Origin of the sequence: Hydrotalea flava (genome assembly GCF_001623405.1) — a bacterium.
Lineage (GTDB): Bacteria > Bacteroidota > Bacteroidia > Chitinophagales > Chitinophagaceae > Hydrotalea > Hydrotalea flava.
In genome coordinates this window covers 37,681-58,482 of sequence record NZ_LUHG01000072.1, presented here as the reverse complement: position 1 = coordinate 58,482, position 20,802 = coordinate 37,681, and the positions used below count along the sequence as shown (strand labels likewise).

The following is a 20,802-nucleotide window of genomic DNA, read 5'->3' as shown; positions in this document are numbered from 1 at the left end:
AGCGATGTAGTGTACAACAACATTCAATTGTAAACAAGCCATTAACTTAATAATCATTATTTCTTCGTCCAAAAGAAAGAACCATTGTATAGCGTATTGCCATAGTTGTATAATACTTTGTTTTTGAAGTAACGGTTGTCCGCTCTAAGTTCAATCATAGACCGATACCTTGCCGGCCTGAATAAATATCCCAAACCGGCAGAGGCCACCAAGCCGTGCATATTGATGTCAATTTTGTTGGAAGAAGTGTCTTCATGCGTTTCTACACCATAAAGATTATACCCCAATTGTGGATGAACAAAAAAACCTGCATCATCAAATGAACGGTTAAGTGTATACATGTATCCTAATTTAAGTAGGCAATAAGCCACACCATAGTAACCAACATAATATGCGTTTTTTTCCGAAAAAACCATTGTACCAATTTCTATAGTGGCTGCGTCAGATTCGTTCAATAGTATTGCTCCTGCAACATAAGCACCAAATCCGAAATTGTATTTTATTCCATTCTGGGGAAGCATACTGGCAATTTCAATTTATGCAGTGGCAGAATAAGCCGTTAATAATACCAGCAGGTTAAGTAAAATTTTATACAAAAAAAATTTTTTAAGCAATTGAATGGTTAATGCATATCGCCGAACTGCATTAATTAAATTCAACTAAAGCTTTCAATTGATTTGCATTTTATACAACAATAAAGTTAGAAAAGACCATATTGGTTGTTAACGTATTTTTACGTTTTGAAATAGATATTAAATATAATTTTTACAGGCATCGTAAAATATAATTGCTACACTTGAAATGGAGAGAAAATAAGCTGAACCCCAAAATATGCCACTGAAGAGAACCTGAATTTTTACTTATATTTATAAGAATCGAATAAAATGGACTTAATTGTTATTACTCCTCCTGAAAATACATCCAATGAAACAGAAATGATTCATCAGATGTTTCAATTAGGCTTACAGAGGCTTCATATTAGAAAACCGAAAGCAAGTATAGAAGATTATCATAAATTCCTTGAAAAGATAGACCCCTCTTTTTACCCCTGCATTTCTATTCATGCACATCCGGAGCTAATAAAAAATTTCACATCAATCGGATATCATTGCACAGGGGAAACAGTTCATGATCTTACAAAAATGGCTAATGTTTTTTCTAGTTTACCAAAAATAATCTCAGCTTCATTTCATTCATGGAAGGAATTAGAAAACAACAATCATCCATTTGAATATATTTTTATCAGCCCCGTTTTTAACAGTATTTCTAAATCTGGATATACAGGAAACATTAATATTTCTGACATACAGGCTACCCGTTTAAAAATAACTACGCAAAAGAAGGTTTGTCCAAAAATTATTGGTTTGGGAGGAATTTCAGAAACGAATCTTCATTTGTTATTCAATGCCGGTTTTGATGGTGTTGCTGCAATAGGAAGTATTTGGCTTATGCCAAGCCCCGTAAAACAATTTATTTTATTAAAAAATTGTTTATCAATATTAAAAGAAAAGAAACCATAAAATATATTCATTAAAAATTATACTCAAATGACAACTGCCAATAGCTAATTACGCCAATACCGGCAAAAGAACTAACCGGAAGATAAACATTAGCAGTAGGACGAATACTAAATGAGCCAAGATCAATTTCAGATTCAATGCCTAGGCCAATATTATTAAGGTTAAAAGATTCAGCAGGTATAGAAGAAGATGTTGTGGTGGTAGTGGTTCCGCCGGTATTTCTACCCCTTCTGTTAGCAGTGGCAGAGCGTGTGGCTGCTGCGGCTGCTACACTGTTTTTTACTATTTGCGTAAACTTTGTACTTCTACCTATGTATTTTGTAATATTTAATAGTGAAAAATACTGATTAGTACCGGCATTTAAAGTAACTGAAGGGCTAATTAAATAGCTGGCATTATTTTTATCCCAGCTGAATGCATGACTTATACCAATTGTGGCGCCAATATCATAAGCTGAGGTTGACGATACATTCTCGGTATCTTTTCCAAATCCTACACCAGCCTGAATGAATGGACGGATCCAGCTTTTCTTATAAGTTAATGAGGAATATATCTCATTATTTAATGGCGTATAAGGAATGCTTGTATTGCCTGTAAAAAAATAGTGGCTATAATCTAAAACATAATCCCAAATTTTTTTATTATATTGTTCAATTCCGGCAGTAATCACATGCACATAAATGCCTGGAGTTGCCCCTCCCATTACAAATTTTGGCGAATACATAATACCAATACCATTATCATTTCTATAAGAAAAATAAGGAGCTATAGAAAAGCTATTTACAAAACTTGTGTCTGTTCCTAATATATTATAAACAGGTACTGGCTCTAAATTAATTCCTACCGAAGGATGCCACTTACTGCCGCTGCTATCACTAGCATTGCTTTGTGAATAGCCTATAGAGAAAAAATTAACAAAAGAAAATAACAACAATAGCTTTTTCATTTTTTTAATTAACAGGTGATAGGATTAGCAAAAATATTTGATAAAAAAAAGATTATTTTCGTTGCTTTATAATTTTTTGTAATAGATGGGTATATGTTTTATTTTCTATATCCTCTAATACCTTTTTCTAAGCTGTATACCTCTTTAAAACCCTTTTGCAGCAAGAATTCCATTGCTATTTTACTTCTGTTGCCTACTGCACAATACAGTACTGTTATTATTTCTGGATTTAATTCTCTATAATGATCTTTTAATTTTTTTATAGGAATATTTAATCCTCCTAAGTTTTCTTTATTGTGTTCATCGGTATCACGAACATCGATCAGTTGCAATTCTTTATGCTCGATTAATTCCAGCAATGTATTTAAATCAATAAAATAATTCTTTTTAGTACAGTGCTTCAGTTCAGAATGCAATGCAGTAATGGTTTTATTAAGGGGATTAGCTTTAAAGTGATATAGTTGAAATTGCATGGAAGTTATATCTATTACCAGTAACTTACCGGAAAGTATTTCTTTTTGCCCAGTGATCATTTTTATTACTTCATTTGCCTGGATAGTTCCGATAATTCCAGGCAAGGTTGCAACCACGCCAATTTCTGCACAGTTTGGCATATCATCATCCTCCAAGGGTTCCGGAAATATACATCGGTAGGTAGGACCATCGTGAAAATTAAATACCGATACCTGGCCTTCAAATTTATAAATAGAACCAAAAACAAGTGGTTTATTTTTTATGACACAAGCATCATTGACTAAATATCGGGTAGTAAAATTATCTGAACCATCCACCACAATATCATATTGTTCAATAATAGAAAGCGCATTCTCTGGGGTAATAAATTCATTGATGGGAGTTACATTCACAAATGGGTTAATTGCTTTTACTTTTTGAGATGCAACTGTTGCTTTAAATAATCCAACATCTGATGATGTGTATAAAATTTGCCTTTGCAAATTACTTTCTTCTACTTTATCGCCATCCATTATTGTAATGTATCCAATACCTGCAGCAGCAAGATATTGAACCAAGGGGCACCCCAATCCTCCGGCACCAATAATTAACACTTTAGCTGCCTTCAGTTTTAATTGCCCATCCACACCAATTTCGGGTAAAATTAATTGACGTTGATAACGTATTTGCTCTTGCGTAGTTAGCATACAAATTATTTTCTACACAAAGGGCTCCCAGTCTTTCCATACCGGTTGATACCCTTTTCTTTTTATCATTGCTACAATTTCTGCCGGTGTGCGGCTGTCATCTATTTCAAATTGCTCTAATGATTCTATTGAAGTAACATACCCACCTGGATTTGTTTTAGAGCCTGCACTAATACTGGTAATACCAAGCTGAATGATATTATCTCTAAAATATTCATTTTCACGGGTTGAGATAGACAACTCTACTTCTTCATTAAAAATACGCCAGGCACAAATTAGCTGTACCAATTCTTTATCACTCATCATAACCTTCGGTTCTATTAAACCTTCTGCCGGCCTTAATCGGGGAAAAGAAATACTATATTTCGTTTTCCAGTAAGTTTTTTCGAGATAGCTTAAATGTATAGCAGTAAACAAATTATCTGTTCGCCAGTCTTCCAATCCAATTAATACGCCTAAACCAATTTTATGAATACCGGCTTTACCCAGTCTATCGGGTGTTCCCAGCCTGTAATCGAAATTTGACTTTTTCCCTTTTGTATGATGTAGGTGATAATCTGCTTTATGATAGGTTTCCTGATATACGAGTACTGTATGAAGGCCTGCTGCAATTAAAGTGGCATAGTCATTTTCATCCATAGGTTGCACTTCAATAGAAATATTGGCAAAATGCGGTTTTAGTAAAGTAATTGCCTGTTGAATATAAGGAACTCCCACTGTTTTATTGGCTTCGCCGGTAACCAACAAGATATGCTCAAAACCCTGTTCTTTTAAATACATCGCTTCCTGCATCAACTCAATTGGGGTTAACGTTTTTCTTGCCAGCTTATTATTATAACTAAACCCACAATAGGTGCAAATATTTTGGCATTCATTTGATAAATACAATGGTATATATAACTGTAGTGTTTTACCAAAACGTTTTTGCGTTAATTTGTGGCTTAGTACTGCCATCTGTTGAAGATATGGGAGTGCTGCCGGAGAAATCAATGCTTTAAAATCTTCTAAATTGCGTTTAGCTTTATGTAAAGCAACTTCAACATCAACAGCTGTTTTACTATAAATGCTTTCTTTTAATGCATCCCAGTTTAGTAAATTATATTGTTCCTGAAACATCATTTTATTTTTTATAAAGCAGCTAAAAATTGTGTAAACGGACTACTTGCTTCTGCTATGCTGCTTTCTGCTGCCAGTCCGGCCAAATAAGCCATTCTGCCAGCTTCTACAGCTTTTTTAAATGCAGCGCCCATTGCTACCGGATTTTCTGCTACTGCAATTGCAGTGTTCACTAGTACAGCTGCGGCCCCCATTTCCATGGCTGCAGCAGCATGACTGGGCGAACCAATTCCGGCATCAACAATAACAGGCACTTTGCTTTGTTCAATGATAATTGATAAAAAATCTTTGGTTAAAAGTCCTTTATTACTGCCAATAGGTGCCCCTAATGGCATTACCGCAGCAACACCCACGTCTTCCAATCGCTTACACAATACCGGATCGGCATGTATATAAGGCAAAACAATAAATCCCAACTTCACTAGTTCTTCTGCTGCTAATAATGTTTCTATGGGATCGGGTAATAAATATTTTGGATCAGGATGAATTTCTAATTTAAGCCAGTTTGTTCCCAGCGCTTCACGTGCCAACTGAGCAGCAAATACAGCCTCTTTTGCATTTCGAACACCGGATGTGTTGGGAATTAAATGAAACTGATTGTTTTGTAAATAGGGTATAATTGCTTCGTCGGCAGATAAAATTTCAATTCTTTTCAGCGCTACCGTTACCAATTCGGAGCCCGAGGCCAATAAAGCCTCCTGCATTAGCAAATGATTTCCAAATTTTCCGGTACCCGTTAAAAGCCTGCTATTAAAAGGCATTCCTGCTATTATTAATGAATCATTCATTTTAATTATATATTAATAGTTCAAAATGTATTTGCGGATATTGTTTTCTGACATTCCTGCATGATTCTTTGCGCTGCATTCAACATATTCTTTTCTTTAACAATAGCGCCTGCAACCGCAATACCATACAATCCGGTTTGTAATAGTGAAACTATATCCTCAACCTCTATACCGCCTATACCAATTACTGGTGGTGCTTTAATGCCCAATGTTTTCAATTCTTTGAAAATAGTTCTATAGCCTTCTATACCAAGTATTGGGCTGAGTTTTTGTTTTGTAGTGGTAAACCGAAAAGGGCCTAATCCAATATAATTAGCAGTACTATCAGCTAAATTAATTATATCGCCCAGTGTGTTTGCTGTACAACCAATAATGTAATCATTTCCTAATAATTTTCGAGCATCTGTTATTGGCATATCTTCTTTTCCTATATGAACACCGTCGGCTTTAATATCAAATGCCAGCTCCACATTATCATCTATAATAAATACAGCCTCATATTGTTTACATACCTTTTGAACAGCTAAAGCAATTGTTTTGTAATGAGCATAATCTACCTGCTTTAAACGAAGTTGTATCCATTTTACACCACCACTACATGCAGCAGCAGCCTGTTCGGCAGAAGTGGCAATAAATTGTACGGGCTGAATCATATATTTTTTATTTTGCTTAAATAGTGATATCCGATAAGTGAATTGCTACTAGAAAGGAAATGATGTGTATATTTTGCAGCTGTTTCGGCAGCTTGTTCTATTTTCAAACCATTTGCCAATGCAGTTATGAGTGCTGATGATAGAACACAACCGCTGCCGTGTTTGCTTCCCTTAGGTAATCGTTCGTGTTTATAATGATAACTGTTTTTATTGTAGTAAAGCATATCTATAACTGCTTCTTGATGGGTTGTATGACCGCCCTTTAAATAAACTGCACAAGATTTACTGATTTCATTAAGCAATTGGAGATATTGAGCGCCAAATAAAATTTCTGCTTCAGGAAGATTGGGGGTTATAACATTTACTGAATTTAAAATATTTTCTAATAATTTTTTTTCAATGCAGTGATGAAATAAAAATCCTGCACTGGCTTTCAGGATAGGATCCCAAACAATAATAGCATCTGGAATTTTTTTTCTTAAAAACAGCAGAAGCTCATACAATACAGCCAGATTTTGAACTATGCCAATTTTAATATATTTAAAATGAAACCTACTTGTTAAAATATTTATTTGCGCTTGCATGTCTTTTAAAGAAACCCATTCAACTTTTTCAAAAGCAATATCATTTTGCCAGGTATTGGCAGAAAGAACGCCCAATCCATAACCACCATTTGCTTCAATGGTTTTTATATCAGAGAGGATACCAGCTCCGCCACTCGGATCAAATCCTGCAATTGTTAGTATATAAGGTCGTATAGCTGCCATGTTTATCTATAAATCTCTGCTCCTGTTTCTTTAAATTCTTTTGATTTTTCTTCCATACCTTTTATTAGTAATTTTTCTTGTTCCTCGCTAAAATTTCTAATATCCTGTGTAATTTTCATGGAACAGAAATGAGGACCGCACATAGAACAGAAATGTGCAATTTTAGCTCCATCAGCAGGCAGCGTTTCGTCATGAAAGGAACGGGCAGTATCGGGATCTAATGATAAATTAAATTGGTCTTCCCAGCGAAACTCAAATCTGGCTTTACTTAAAGCATTGTCACGATATTGTGCACCGGGGTGCCCCTTTGCCAGGTCTGCCGCATGTGCAGCAATTTTGTATGTAATTACACCATCTTTTACATCTTTTTTGTTTGGTAAACCAAGGTGTTCTTTTGGAGTTACATAGCAAAGCATGGCCGTTCCATACCATCCAATCATTGCAGCACCAATTGCAGAAGTAATATGATCATATCCAGGCGCAATATCAGTTGTTAACGGACCCAATGTATAAAATGGTGCTTCATTACATGCTTTAAGTTGTTTTTCCATGTTTTCTTTAATCAGGTGCATTGGTACATGGCCGGGGCCTTCAATCATCACTTGTACATCATGTTTCCATGCAATTTTTGTTAATTCGCCAAGTGTTTCTAATTCTGCAAATTGTGCAGCATCATTTGCATCGGCAATAGAACCGGGGCGCAAACCATCTCCTAATGAAAAACTTACATCATAAGCTTTCATAATTGCACAGATTTCTTCAAAATGTGTGTAAAGAAAACTTTCTTTATGGTGTGCTAAACACCATTTTGCCATAATACTACCACCTCTTGAAACAATTCCGGTTAACCTTTTGGATGTGAGTGGAATATAACGCAGTAATACCCCGGCATGAATTGTAAAATAATCTACCCCTTGTTCTGCCTGTTCAATCAATGTATCTTTAAAAATTTCCCAGGTTAAATCTTCTGCTTTACCATTTACTTTCTCTAATGCCTGATAAATTGGTACTGTTCCTACAGGTACCGGACTGTTTCTTATAATCCATTCTCTGGTTTCATGAATATTCTTTCCGGTTGATAAATCCATTAAAGTATCGCCTCCCCAACGGCAACTCCATACTGCTTTATCTACCTCCTCTTCAATAGAAGAAGTAACAGCAGAATTACCAATATTGGTATTTATTTTAACTAAAAAATTACGGCCTATTATCATCGGTTCACTTTCAGGATGGTTAATATTGGCCGGAATAATGGCCCTGCCTGCTGCTACTTCGTTGCGAACAAATTCAGGTGTTATTTTACCCTGCGGTGTTTTGGCACCAAAGCTATTACCGCTGTGTTGCTGATCCAGTATTTCGTGTGTTATCCTTTCCTCTATCCGTTGGTTTTCACGGATAGCAATATATTCCATTTCAGGCGTAATGATACCTTTTCGTGCATAATGTAACTGGGTTACATTCCTGCCTGCCTTTGCTTTATATGGTTTTCGAATATGTTGAAATTGCAGACTTTTCAGATCTGGATTATTTAATCGCTGTTTACTATATTCCGATGAGAAATCATTTAATAATTCTACATCACCGCGTTCAGTAATCCATGACTCTCTTATACGGGGTAATCCCTTCCTTATATCAATTTCTATTGCAGAATCGGTATAAGGGCCACTGGTATCATAAACTGTTACAGGTGCATTAGATAATACTTCTTCCTTTCCCAATGAGGAATGAATTGTATCGCCCAATTGAATTTCCCGCATAGCTACTTGAATATTAAACAACTTACCCGGTACATAAATTTTTTTTGAACCACTTATTGGAGTTGTTATAATCAGATCACTATCAGCTTTCATTTCTTTATCTTTCTTCATATTTATAATTGTGGTGAATAAAAAGTATTAAATAATTAAATTATCCTCCCTGCGAAGCCCGAATCAAAACAAGCTTATCATTTGGTTGTAATTGATACTCGTCCCAGTCTTTTTTTTGAATAACAGTATTGTTAACTGCCACTGCAATTCCATTGTATGAAGTAATTGCAAGTTTATCTAGTAGCGCTGTAATAGTTTGGCCTTCAGATAATTCTATCTGAGCCTCATTTAAATGAATAGTCATATACCATTAATAATGGTGAAATAAAAAATAACCAATAAACTTTAGGAAATACAAAAAAGCAGCAAAAAAAGAAGTATTTACTTTTCCCTACGCAGGCATTATCCTGATCAGGTAAAGGGTATCATCTCAGCCGTATTTCGGCACCCCTAAAGCATTTCAAAAGTAGTGTATTCTAACAATAAAAAAGAATTAAAATTTTAAATTGCAGATTAAAAAATCGCAAATTAATTTTTACTACATATAAATTATAGTAGCTTATTCTAAAAATTACTTTTTTGAACTACACCCAAATTGTATTAGATAGTTCTATAAAAAACAACTAATGCCATTTTGCTTGGTTAACAATAGCATAGTTTTGTAAACGCCTACTACCAGAGGCTTCCTGCTCCTTGTACAATTACAAAAAGCCCCTTTTCATTTACATAGCCTTTTCTAAACACAAGTATGCTTAGTGTATCTTTACCCAACAATGCTCGGCATTAGCCCAACCGCACACCGGATCAAATGTGTATTGTATAAAAAGAGGTAGCGCCCACTTTTCTTTCTTGTATCGAGGCGACAACCACACACCTCCATTAAAGGAGTAGCCCCCCACTACGCCTCTTTTCTTTTTACCAATAAATACCAGTTGTTTTCTAATGGCAAATAGCCATAATCGTAACAAAAAAAATAGGTATCGCCTTTTTTGTTGGTATAGGTATGGGTGTGGTAGGTAAATGAAAAACCTTTTTGCAACAATTTTTCTTGTGGCAGCTTTATCATACCTAAATCATCTGGCAGCAGTTCTTCTAATATTTTCCGATTTTTCATCAGGTTATTATTAATGTTACGCACATAACTACTGTAATAGCTTTTGGCCTTGATTTCGTTGTTGTAGGTATTGCGGCAGGCATCATCGCAAAATTTTTTATCGGCCCGGCCTTTTACCGGCTTACCACAACACAAACAGGTTTTTACAGGGGTGGATAATGACATCAGCAAAGGCTTTTAGGCTACAATATAGTCAATTTTTATCTGTGTGCAAACGTTTAAACACATTTATATACGATTAGAAATAATTAAAAACCGACTCCTTTTTTGAAGCGTTGACAATTTTGTGTTGTTAAAGCGGGAATGACGTCGCCGGCTTTAATTGAAATAAACAAAATTCATCATCGCTGTAAAAATAAACACAGCACAAATTGTAAAACTATGTACGCTTTAAAAAACAAAGTTCAGTTAATCGGAAACTTAGGTAATGCTCCCGAAATTAAAAATTTAGATGGCGGTAAAAAAATGGCCCGCTTTAGTATTGCTACCAGCGAAACCTATCGGAATATCAAAGGTGAAAAAGTAACCGACACGCAATGGCATAATATTGTAGCCTGGGGTAAGGTTGCCGAAATTGCTGAGAAATATTTACAAAAAGGAAGTGAAGTGGCTTTGGAGGGCAAATTGGTTTCCCGGTCATATAACGACAAAGCCGGTAATAAAAAATACATTACCGAAGTGCAGGTAAACGAAATATTAATGTTGGGGGATAAGCAAAGGGCTAACGCCTAATGATTCATCAGGTAGGCAATACAAGCAGGGAAGGTATATTCTATACTCTTCCCTGCACTTACCTAATTAAAGAACAGAGTATATGTTCAGCAAATCCTTACAACCATTGTTTTGTTTATTTTTTTATGCCGATGGTTTGCCATGGTTATTATAACATAATTCGGATTTTTATGCAATTAAACTAAAGCGGATTGTAAAGGAGGATAATTGAGATTGATTGTTGCGCTGTAGTATTGTGTGGTATTATTTTTATAAAGCTTGGGCTGGAAAAATAACAGAATTCAGCAATTGTATGATTACAGCAGATATTTGGTTGCCAAAAATCGGTTACCAATAAATGGAATGATGTAAGAGAAAAGCAACTGCTAATTTGTTTGTAATTTTAAACGTTAACCCTTGTTTAACTGTACATTAAATTGCAGTTTTTTTAAAAAAATGTTACCCGAATAAAGGCTTGCTGCAATAGTGCCGGGTAGGCTTTTAAAAATTACAAATTTTCTGTAAATACACCTGAAACAATCGTTCATTTGAAATAAAAAGAAAAATAATCATCCCTTTATCCGCTCATTTATAAAAATGCCAGAAAAGGTTTTGCAACCATCTGTTTTTGAAAACAAATTGCATCCAATTATCTTTATTCCCTTATGGTAACAGATACTTCCAATAAAACTTTTCAATTAGCCGCTGATTTTATTCAATATACCCAACGTTCTGTTTTTTTAACCGGAAAGGCAGGTACGGGTAAAACCACTTTTTTAAAATATATAAAAGAACAATCGTTTAAACAATTAGCCATTGTTGCACCCACGGGTGTTGCTGCCATAAATGCCGGCGGCGTTACCATCCATTCTTTTTTTCAATTGCCATTCAGTCCCTTTATCCCGGAAACCAATACAAAAAATTATTTTCAATCAAATGTCAAAAACGCATCGCCCGAAATGATGGACCGGCATTATTTATTGGGCCGAATAAAAATAAATACAGAAAGAAGAAGAATTTTTAATGAGCTGGAACTACTAATTATTGATGAGATTAGTATGGTTCGGGCTGATGTGCTGGATGCTATAGATACTGTGTTGCGCCATTTTAGAAAACGTCATTACGAGCCTTTTGGCGGTGTTCAGGTTTTATTGATTGGTGATATGTATCAACTGCCGCCTGTTGCCAGGCAGGAAGAGTGGCAAATTTTATCGAAATACTATGAAAGTCCTTATTTTTTCAGCAGCCGGGTTATCCAATCAGCCCCGCCCGCTTATATTGAATTAGATAAAATATACCGGCAAAAAGATGCAGATTTTATTGAAGTATTGAATCAAATTCGCAATAATTGCTTAAACAATAACGGATATGCCTTGTTGCACCAAAATTATCGTCCCGATTTTCAAGGTGCTGATACAGATGGGTATATTATGCTAACTACCCACAACGAGAAAGCAGATCATATTAATGCGCAACAATTAAAAAAGCTAACCTCACCCACACATACCTTTCATGCCAGTATAGAACAGGATTTTCCGGAAAAAAATTATCCTGCAGATGTTGCGCTTCAATTAAGAACAGGTGCGCAGGTCATGTTTATTAAAAATGATGCAGATAAAGCCAAACGCTACTTCAACGGAAAAATTGGCATCATTGAAAAAATTACAGATGATAAAATTTATGTACGCTGTACCGATGATCCGGATCTGATTGAAGTTAAAAAGTATCGCTGGGAGCATGTTCGATATGCACACAATGCACAAAAACAACAAATTGAGGAAGAGGTAGTGGGCTCGTTTACCCAGTATCCACTTCGTTTGGCCTGGGCCATCACTATTCATAAAAGTCAGGGCCTTACTTTTGAAAAGGCCATTATTGATGCGGGAGCAGCTTTTGCCCCCGGACAAGTATATGTAGCACTAAGCCGATGTACCGGTTTGCAGGGAGTACTACTTCATAGCAAGATTTCAGCACAGAGTTTACATACCGATCAACGCATTGTAAATTTTGCAGCAGGTTGCAAAACAGAAGCTTTGCCTTACACTTTACAGCAATCAAAAAAGTTATTTCAACAAAAAACAATTATTGCATTATTTAATTTTGAAACTGTTACTAACCTGGGTGCTGCTTTAAAAACACTTATTACAGAACAACAAACTGCCTTTAATGATACTGCAACAGACTTTGTACAAAAAATTTCAGAAAAAATTGATGCGCTAATTGAAGTAGGAAAAAAATTTCATCCGCAATTAATTCAATTGTTTCAGGAAGATGAACTGCCGGAGGCAATATCAGCCTTACAACTAAGAATACAGCAGGCCGCTCTTTATTTTGATAAAGAAATACAAACCCTGTTAGAATTTTTAAAAACCTCACCGGTAAGTACCGACAGTAAATTACAAGCTTTACATTACAATGATTTAATCAAGGAATTGTATACACAATTAGCAAAACAACAATACCAATTGCAATTATGCAACAATGGTTTTTATGTGGATGTTTTTTTGCAGAAGAAAAAAGCGTTTACAATGCCCTTCTTTTCCGTAAATGCATATGCAACCGCAATACAAACCACCAATAAACCGGTTCCGAATGCAGCATTGTTTAAATTATTAAAAGCACAACGCGATAGCCTTTGCGAAAGCAAAAATCTGCCCATTTATATGGTTGCAGGCAGCAATAGTTTGTATGAAATGGCGCAATACCTTCCACAAACATTGAACGATTTAAAAAAAATAAGCGGGTTTGGTACCGTTAAAACCGCTCAGTATGGCATGATTTTTTTAGATATTATTCAACGCTATTGCAATGAACATGATTTGCCTTCGTTGATGGATCAAATAAAAGTGAAAAAAGAAAGAAAAGAAAAATCAGACAAAGTAGTAACGCCTGACACAAAACTCATCAGTTTCCAACTATACCAATCCGGCAAAAGTATAGCCGCCATTGCTGAAGAGCGGCAATTAACGGTACAAACCATCCAAAATCATTTATCGCGCTATGTTGCAGAAGGAAAATTAAAGGTTACAGATTTTCTTCCCGAAAAAAAACTCAATTCCATATTACCTCTGTTAACAAATGATACTATGGCAAAAGGCATAACACTCATAAAGCAGAATGTTGTTGCTGACATTAGTTATGCCGATATTAGAATGGCCATTGCTTGGAAAACTTTTTTAGAAAAACAAAACACAACTATTACAAAATAATGCAACCGGGAAAATGTGTTCGGGTTCTTTCCGCTAATTTATTATATTACTTTCATTCGCTTTGCTGTGTAACATTTACCTTTCTTACCACTAAATAAGAAATACCAAAACTAAGTATGCCAATACCTGAAAGTGATGCATATCCCAAATAGTGTTGTAAAGGCGCACTTACAAAGCTTCCCAAAACAGAAGCAATGGCCAAAATTGCATTGAATAAGCCCATGGTAGCGCCTTTATTATAGGGAGAAAGTTTTACTACCAAATCAGTACCCGAAATACTGATTAATGGCCAGGTAATTACCAACAAAATAAACCCGGGAATTGCCACACATTCTTTTCCAAAAGGAAGGAAAAAAGCGCCAAACAACATCATAAAACCTGCAAAACGCAATAACAAAGCTGCCCGGTAAACTTTATTGCTGCCCCATTTTGCAGAAAGCTTTCCGCCATAAGTATATAAAATAATGGCGGCTGCAGAAAACAAGCCATAAATAAAAGAGGTTAATGAAGGAGATACTGCATACGCATTTTTTAAGGTTACCGGCAAATAAGCAAAGAAGGAAGAAATACCGAAACACAATAAAAACCAGGAAACCATAAAGCGGCCAAAGGGCGATGTAGTTTTGCTTTTTATGGAGCCAATGGTTTCATATATTTTTATAAAAGAAAAATGTAGTGTATTGCTATACATTTCAATTCTTGCAAAAGATCCGAGAAAATGTATATCCGTTATTTTCAGTAGTTTCTCTTTCAATCCAGTTAATGCAATATGCGGCATTTGTTGTTTTGGAATACTTTTTCTAACAATCAGCAATGCCGGTATTAATATGACGGCAGCAGCAATAAACCCAACCTGTATATTCACTACAAACGCACTGGCCATTAACAGGCCGGTTACCTGACCTATCCCATAAAATGTTTGTAACCAGGCAATACGGGGCTCCCATTCTTTCTGTGGATTAAACTCGACCACAAAAAGAGTAGCAACCGTAGTGGTGGCAGCAATAGAGGCGCCTGCCAAAAATGCCAACAGCATCCATATCCACAATGCATTAAAATAAGTAATACAAAAGCCTACCAGCATTAACACCGCTATTCCCGAAAAAAACAGCAATCGGTGCATTTGATATTTATCGGCCAGTCGGCCCCAAATAAACGAACACAATAACCCCAAATTATAAGCACCCAACACAATACCTACCCAACTTAGCTGATGCGATAATTCTGCCACCATTAATGGCAATAAAATGGGCATTAATCCCGCAGCTATAATTCCAACCAACGCATAACCATAATACCATTGCACTACCCATCGCCGTGGTTCTTGTAAATAATTGATAACCCGCTCTATTCTTAATTCAATCCTTTTCTTTATTAAAACTTCTTTATTCAAAAACATGCTTCCACATTTATATAATTCAACAAATACTAATTGGTGCGGCAAAGCAGCCATAAAATTATTGTACCGCAGGGCTTAGGGATATGCTTACAATATAATAAAAAATGATGGGTTTTTATGCGTAGTTTATCAATAAAAAGCTAAAATATAGCAAGCAGCATTCCAAAAACGTATGTCTAAAATAAAAGAAACGTTCAACTTTTTTTATTCTGTTGAATAATTTTTAATATTACTTGCTGTAATGCATTAGGTGGTAAGGTTAAATGGTTGTGTTGCTGTGGGTCCACCCAAATATCCGGCAAAACACCTTTTCCATTTTTGGGCCTTGCGCTATCTAATACAACCCGGTACATAGGCAATGTAATTCGCAATCTTGAATTAGGTAATTTAATGTGGGGCAAAAACAAGGCATTATTGCCATAATAGGCACCGCCTGAAGGTGTTCCGGCAATCTGTACATTTGGCTGCCCCTTTAAAGTGCCGGTAAACATAGCTGCTGCTGAAAAAGTATAACCATCTTGCAGCAAATAAATCTGTCCATTAAAATGTTTTTCTGCTTTAGGTTGGTACCAATGGTTTTCAATTCTTTTAGCATGAAATAAACCATCCGCTCCTTTCACAGAACCCCATTGCATGGGAAACCAGTACAACCACCAGGGAACAATGTAACGCTTATCCCACATGGTTTTATGTAAGGATACTGCTGTATCGGCCACCTTAAAAGGTTGCTGTATTAAATACTTAGTAAGTAGAACGGACTTGCTTACATTTCCGCCACCATTACCTCTTACATCTATAATTAAGTTAGAAATATTTTGTTCTTGCAACATGCTGAAAGAACGGCGAAAAAAACCCCTTAACCTGCCGCCACTAAAACTGCTTACATGCATATAAGCAACCCGATGCAAGATATCTAATTGCAATGAACGCTTTAATTGTAAAGAAGATATTTTTTTAGTCGGTAACGGATATGCCTTGTTGCTTCTAATTGTTGTAGAATGAATTGTAGTTGTGTCTTTTTCCGGCACATAATTTTTGAGGCTTATCCTATTTTTAGCTCCGGTAGTATCAATAAATTGAATTTGGTAAGTGCTATCTAAACCAAATACCAACCGATACCATGCGGGAAAATTATTACTGATTACTTGCGCTTTAAAATAGAGGTTATTAGCATCGGCACTGATAAACTGATACAAGGAATCGATAATTTGGCGGGCAGTATACTGATTAATGGACACCACTTCCATTCCTTTGGTGAGTATGGTATCTTTTGGATGCATGTTTTTAAATACATACAAATGGTTTTCCCAGTTCAACAAATAAAGCGGAAACATTGGGTACCGATTGTGCATCAAATAATTGATGTATTGCTTAGAAAACCGAACGGCTGTGTGGCCACATTCAATGGTGGCCACCATCTGCGCAACTTTATTGTGAAAAGCCAGCTCCGTTAGTGAATCTTTTACGGCAAGTTGCAATGCAGTAAAAGCAGAATCAATGGTTGCTTTTCCGGCATACCAATGCAATCCGGGGTGATTTTGTTGCAAGGTTTTTTGCAATAGTGCCACATCTTGCTGTAACTGTTTGGGCGGTATTTTTTGTTGTGGGGTATATTTACCCACAGCACAACCATGCAGTAATAAAATAACCAACAAGTATTGCAACGGTATTTTCCGTAAAGCAATCATTCCTTTTTTTATGTAGCCTTGCTTATGCATGAAAGGCATTCCATCCCTGCGCTGTAATATCAAATAAATTTCCTCCGCGGCTAATCATTTTTTTTCCCTCTTTAGGGTCGGTCATGTACCCAACCACGGCAATTTCTTCATTGATAGTAATGGCCTCATAATCTTCCTGCTTAAGGGTAAATACCAGTTCATAATCTTCGCCGCCATTGAGTGCACAAACAGTGGGGTCTAAGCCAAATTTAAAAGCTGCAGCACGAGAGCGGTCATCAATCGGCAATTTGTCTTCATACAACCGGCAACCTAAGTTACTTTGTTTGCATAAATGCAATACCTCACTGCTCAATCCGTCGCTAATATCCATCATGGCAGTAGGCGTAATATTATTTTTTTCAAAAAAAGCAATGATATCTCTGCGGGCTTCCGGTTTCAGCAAACGCCCTACAATATAATCTTCCCCTTCCAGGTTGGGTTGTATTTGTGGGTTTTCTAAAAATATTTTCTTTTCCCGTTCCATAAGGGTAAGGCCAAGAAAGGCACCACCCAAATCGCCACTCACACAAATTAAATCACCTTTTTGAGCTGTACTTCTTTTTACAAATTTATCGGGAGCTACTTCACCAATGGCTGTAACAGAAATCACCATTCCTTTTTTTGAAGTAGAGGTATCGCCACCTACTAAATCAACCCCATATTTTTCGCATGCTGCATAAATGCCTTCATACAATTCGTTCAATGCTTCAACACTAAAACGGTTGCTGATACCAATACTAACGGTAACCTGTGTAGGTTGCGCATTCATGGCATAAATATCACTCAGGTTTACTACAATACTTTTATACCCCAAATGTTTTAATGGGGTATACATTAAATCAAAATGTACGCCATCTAACAACAAATCGGTTGTAATAACCGTTTGTTTTCCGAAATGATCAATCACGGCAGCATCATCACCTACGCCAACGATGGTAGATATATTTTGTATTTCAAAATTTTTGGTGAGGTGTTCAATCAATCCAAATTCTCCAATTTCCGAAATTTCTGTTCTGTTTTCCATATAATTTTTTAGTAATTTTTTATAATGTACCGCCATTTACAACCTGTGTAAGGGCTTCATGTATTACACCATTGGTTGCAATAATATGCGGTTGATACGGACTGTAACGATTACCGGCAAAGTCGGTAACAGTGCCACCCGCTTCTTCTACCATTAAAAATCCGGCAGCACTGTCCCAGGCATTGAGTTTGTGTTCATAAAATCCATCAAATCGGCCGGCGGCCACCCAACATAAATCGATTGCCGCACTACCCAGCCTTCTAACGGGTACGCCCTTGCGTATTAGTTTTTCGAACACCTGAATCGGACCATTGGGTGTATCAATATAACTGTAGGGGAATCCGGTAACCAGACAACTGTTTAACAGAGCTGCCTTGGTGCTTACCTGAATTTTTTTCCCATTTAAGGTGGAGCCTTCTCCTTTTTCTGCAACAAACAATTCATTCATAAATGGGTTGAGTACTGCACCCAAAATCATTCTGCCGTCTTTTTCAATGGCAATGCTAACACAGCAAATAGGGATGCCATTGGCATAATTAATGGTACCATCAATGGGGTCGATAATCCATTTGTAGGCCGAGTCCTGAACCAAAGCACCCATCTCCTCACTCAATATGGCATGTGAGGGATGTGCAGTTTTTATTACTTCAATAATGGCCGCTTCACTTTTGGTATCTACTTCCGTTACCAGATTATTCATCCCTTCACTTTTAAAAGCAACTGAAAAATGTTGCTCAAAATACATTTTCATAACTCGTGCACCAGCCTGTGCTGCCTGAAGAAGTGTTTCTTTTAACATGCAACAAAGATAACCTTCCCTGCATTCATTTTTGTGGCATATTCAGGTGGGGATGCACCGAAACCCTATTTTTACATAACGGGTGTATCCTGTTTAGCTGATATATGACCATCTCTGTTATTATAGTTAGTTATAATGTTCGTTATTTTTTAGCGCAATGCCTGCTTTCTGTTCACAATGCTTTGCAGGGTATTGAAGGAGAAATTATTGTGGTGGACAATGCTTCAACCGATGATACGGTTGCCGATCTACAACCACAGATTCCGCATGTACACTGGATGGCGAATACCGAAAATGAAGGATTTGCCAAGGCCAATAACAAAGGCCTGGCAGCAGCTTCCGGAGAATTTATTCTTTTTTTGAATCCCGATACTTTGTTGCCGGAAAATTTTTTTAACGAAATCGTGGCTTTTGTATCACGCCAAACGAATTGCGGGGCTGTAGGCGTAAAAATGATTGATGGCGCCGGTTATTTTTTACCCGAAAGCAAACGTTCATTTCCATCGCCCCTCTATGCCCTGTTTAAATTGTGTGGTCTGGCAGCCATTTTCCCAAAATCGTCTTTTTTTAACTATTATGCACTCGGCCATCTTCCGGAAAATGAACTGCATCGCGTACCAGTTTTATCGGGTGCCTGCATGTTCATTCCAAAAAAAGTATTAGACACAACCCTTGGTTTTGATGAACAATTTTTTATGTATGGGGAGGATATTGATTTAAGTTATAGAATTGAACAGGCAGGATTTCATAATTATTATTTTGGAAAAGTTACCATCCTGCATTTTAAAGGCGAAAGCAAACCAACTGATTATCTGCAGCATGTGCAGCAATTTTATGGAGCCATGCAAGTATTTGTAAAAAAGCATTATAAGGGTAGTCGTGCGGTATTGATGGCGGTATTGCTGCAAATAGCCATTATAAGCAGCGCTTTTTTTTCTTTCATTACCAAACAATTATATGAATATACAATGGTGTTTTTTGATACTGCCTTGTTAATAACCGCCAATATTATTGCGTTATTTTTTTGGAAATATGTATTTCATAACGGTATCCCCTTTCACACCTTTTTTGTGCCCTATTCTATCGTATCGTATGCATTTGTTTTTGCAGGTATTTTATGGATGGGTGGGTTGTATGATGGCGTTTATAAACCTGCACAAACTTTAAGTTCGGGGGTATTGGCAATACTGATACTTTTAGCATTGTATGCCTTATTGCCCGAGCAGATTCGTTTTTCAAGAGGCGTAGTGGTGCTGTCAGGTTTTATTGGTTTATTATTTATTCTTTTGTCCCGAAGGCTGTTGCAACAACTCAAATGGATTTCGGTGACCGGTTCAATCAGCAATTCGGCTATTGCCCTCTGTTCGCCGGATACAAAACCCGCTTTACAGCAATTTTTAAATTCATCTACCCAGCACCCTTCCGTTTTGGCAATTTTTACACCACAGGAAATAGCAAGTTCTGATGCAGCTGCCTGGGCCCATCTGCCTGCAGCTACCCTCATTTTTGGCTGGGGCCATGGGTTGCCCATTCAATTGATTCTGCAACAGATGCAAAGCATGCCAGGGCGGTTTTACTTTCGTTTTTTCAACAAAAGCGCCAATGCCATGATTGGCAGCGATACCAGGGAAGAAAAAGGCGCTGTTTTTTCATCTGAAAAAAAATACAACATTGCCCTACCCGCTCAAAAAAGAATGAAGCGAGGTATGGATATTATGTTTGCCTTTTCTTGTTTTTGTATCAGCATATTAATTTTACTAAAAGGTGCTCAGGGTCTGAGTTTACTGCATAATGCATGGCTGGTATTCATCGGTAAAAAAACCTGGATTGGATATGCCTCTACACCAAACAGCCTGCCGCCGCTTAAACCCGGTGTAATAAATACACTTGGCAGAAATAACAGTCAATCCCTAACTTTGCCATTAACCCTGATACAAAAAACAGATGAAGTCTATGCCCAGCAATATGAATGGCCAAATGATATTATCTTTATGTTTCAGCACCTGAATGCACTGTTCAAAAATCCTTAACTTACAGCATACGAACCCAATTGAAAAGGGTTGTATATAT

18 protein-coding genes and 1 riboswitch are annotated in these 20,802 nt (G+C 36.7%); of the genes, 4 read left to right on the top strand and 14 right to left on the bottom strand.

Annotated features, from left to right (window positions below; translation table 11 throughout):
- Positions 1 to 56: 56 nt before the first annotated feature.
- A complete protein-coding gene (locus A0F92_RS08000) occupies positions 57 to 521 on the bottom strand; it encodes a hypothetical protein (protein WP_068243977.1) in 465 nt (154 codons plus the stop codon).
- 363 nt (positions 522 to 884) lie between these two features.
- On the opposite strand from A0F92_RS08000, the gene A0F92_RS07995 reads away from it, so the two are divergent.
- Positions 885 to 1,520 carry a thiamine phosphate synthase gene (locus A0F92_RS07995; protein ID WP_068243974.1) on the top strand — a complete coding sequence of 212 codons (636 nt, stop codon included), beginning with the start codon at positions 885 to 887 and terminating at the stop codon, positions 1,518 to 1,520.
- Positions 1,521 to 1,530: 10 nt separating this feature from the next.
- Here A0F92_RS07995 and A0F92_RS07990 read toward each other — a convergent pair whose 3' ends face one another.
- The 9 genes from A0F92_RS07990 to A0F92_RS07950 form a co-directional block, all read right to left on the bottom strand.
- A complete protein-coding gene (locus A0F92_RS07990) occupies positions 1,531 to 2,466 on the bottom strand; it encodes a hypothetical protein (protein WP_068243969.1) in 936 nt (311 codons plus the stop codon).
- Between the two features lie 98 nt (positions 2,467 to 2,564).
- Positions 2,565 to 3,626 (bottom strand): HesA/MoeB/ThiF family protein, encoded by a 1,062-nt coding sequence (moeB, locus tag A0F92_RS07985; RefSeq protein WP_068243966.1) that lies wholly within the window; start codon positions 3,624 to 3,626, stop codon positions 2,565 to 2,567.
- 12 nt (positions 3,627 to 3,638) lie between these two features.
- Positions 3,639 to 4,745, bottom strand: coding sequence for a 2-iminoacetate synthase ThiH (gene thiH / locus A0F92_RS07980; protein WP_068243964.1), 1,107 nt, complete (start codon positions 4,743 to 4,745; stop codon positions 3,639 to 3,641).
- A gap of 8 nt (positions 4,746 to 4,753) precedes the next feature.
- Complete coding sequence (locus A0F92_RS07975; protein WP_068243963.1) at positions 4,754 to 5,530, bottom strand: thiazole synthase; 777 nt, start codon at positions 5,528 to 5,530, stop codon at positions 4,754 to 4,756.
- Positions 5,531 to 5,550: 20 nt separating this feature from the next.
- Entirely contained in the window at positions 5,551 to 6,183 is a 633-nt protein-coding gene (locus A0F92_RS07970) for a thiamine phosphate synthase (RefSeq protein ID WP_167516927.1), read from the bottom strand.
- Positions 6,180 to 6,950 (bottom strand): hydroxymethylpyrimidine/phosphomethylpyrimidine kinase, encoded by a 771-nt coding sequence (locus tag A0F92_RS07965; protein WP_068243962.1) that lies wholly within the window; start codon positions 6,948 to 6,950, stop codon positions 6,180 to 6,182. Before A0F92_RS07965 ends, A0F92_RS07970 begins: the two co-directional genes overlap by 4 nt.
- A gap of 2 nt (positions 6,951 to 6,952) precedes the next feature.
- Positions 6,953 to 8,818, bottom strand: a complete 1,866-nt coding sequence (gene thiC / locus A0F92_RS07960; protein WP_068243958.1) for a phosphomethylpyrimidine synthase ThiC — start codon at positions 8,816 to 8,818, stop codon at positions 6,953 to 6,955.
- Between the two features lie 40 nt (positions 8,819 to 8,858).
- Positions 8,859 to 9,062 (bottom strand): sulfur carrier protein ThiS, encoded by a 204-nt coding sequence (thiS, locus tag A0F92_RS07955; RefSeq protein WP_068243955.1) that lies wholly within the window; start codon positions 9,060 to 9,062, stop codon positions 8,859 to 8,861.
- 67 nt (positions 9,063 to 9,129) lie between these two features.
- A riboswitch (TPP riboswitch) is annotated at positions 9,130 to 9,220 on the bottom strand.
- Between the two features lie 436 nt (positions 9,221 to 9,656).
- Positions 9,657 to 10,037: a hypothetical protein gene (locus A0F92_RS07950; protein WP_068243953.1), complete on the bottom strand. Its 381-nt coding sequence runs from the start codon at positions 10,035 to 10,037 to the stop codon at positions 9,657 to 9,659.
- 216 nt (positions 10,038 to 10,253) lie between these two features.
- On the opposite strand from A0F92_RS07950, the gene A0F92_RS07945 reads away from it, so the two are divergent.
- Together A0F92_RS07945 and A0F92_RS07940 are read left to right on the top strand one after the other, a co-directional pair.
- On the top strand, positions 10,254 to 10,604 hold the full coding sequence (locus A0F92_RS07945) for a single-stranded DNA-binding protein (protein WP_068244024.1): 351 nt from the start codon (positions 10,254 to 10,256) through the stop codon (positions 10,602 to 10,604).
- A 644-nt stretch (positions 10,605 to 11,248) separates the two neighbouring features.
- Positions 11,249 to 13,792 (top strand): helix-turn-helix domain-containing protein, encoded by a 2,544-nt coding sequence (locus A0F92_RS07940; RefSeq protein ID WP_068243951.1) that lies wholly within the window; start codon positions 11,249 to 11,251, stop codon positions 13,790 to 13,792.
- 52 nt (positions 13,793 to 13,844) lie between these two features.
- On the opposite strand, the gene A0F92_RS07935 is transcribed toward A0F92_RS07940, so the two are convergent.
- The 4 genes from A0F92_RS07935 to A0F92_RS07920 form a co-directional block, all read right to left on the bottom strand.
- The gene (locus A0F92_RS07935; protein ID WP_167516926.1) at positions 13,845 to 15,191 is read right to left on the bottom strand and encodes an MFS transporter; all 1,347 of its coding nucleotides are present in this window, start codon (positions 15,189 to 15,191) and stop codon (positions 13,845 to 13,847) included.
- A 194-nt stretch (positions 15,192 to 15,385) separates the two neighbouring features.
- Positions 15,386 to 16,879 carry a S41 family peptidase gene (locus A0F92_RS07930; protein WP_167516925.1) on the bottom strand — a complete coding sequence of 498 codons (1,494 nt, stop codon included), beginning with the start codon at positions 16,877 to 16,879 and terminating at the stop codon, positions 15,386 to 15,388.
- 22 nt (positions 16,880 to 16,901) lie between these two features.
- Complete coding sequence (thiL, locus tag A0F92_RS07925; protein WP_068244021.1) at positions 16,902 to 17,933, bottom strand: thiamine-phosphate kinase; 1,032 nt, start codon at positions 17,931 to 17,933, stop codon at positions 16,902 to 16,904.
- 19 nt (positions 17,934 to 17,952) lie between these two features.
- Positions 17,953 to 18,732, bottom strand: a complete 780-nt coding sequence (locus tag A0F92_RS07920) for an inositol monophosphatase family protein (RefSeq protein ID WP_068243943.1) — start codon at positions 18,730 to 18,732, stop codon at positions 17,953 to 17,955.
- Between the two features lie 104 nt (positions 18,733 to 18,836).
- Between A0F92_RS07920 and A0F92_RS07915 the strand changes: the two genes are divergently transcribed.
- Positions 18,837 to 20,762, top strand: a complete 1,926-nt coding sequence (locus A0F92_RS07915; RefSeq protein WP_068243939.1) for a glycosyltransferase family 2 protein — start codon at positions 18,837 to 18,839, stop codon at positions 20,760 to 20,762.
- Positions 20,763 to 20,802: the final 40 nt, after the last annotated feature.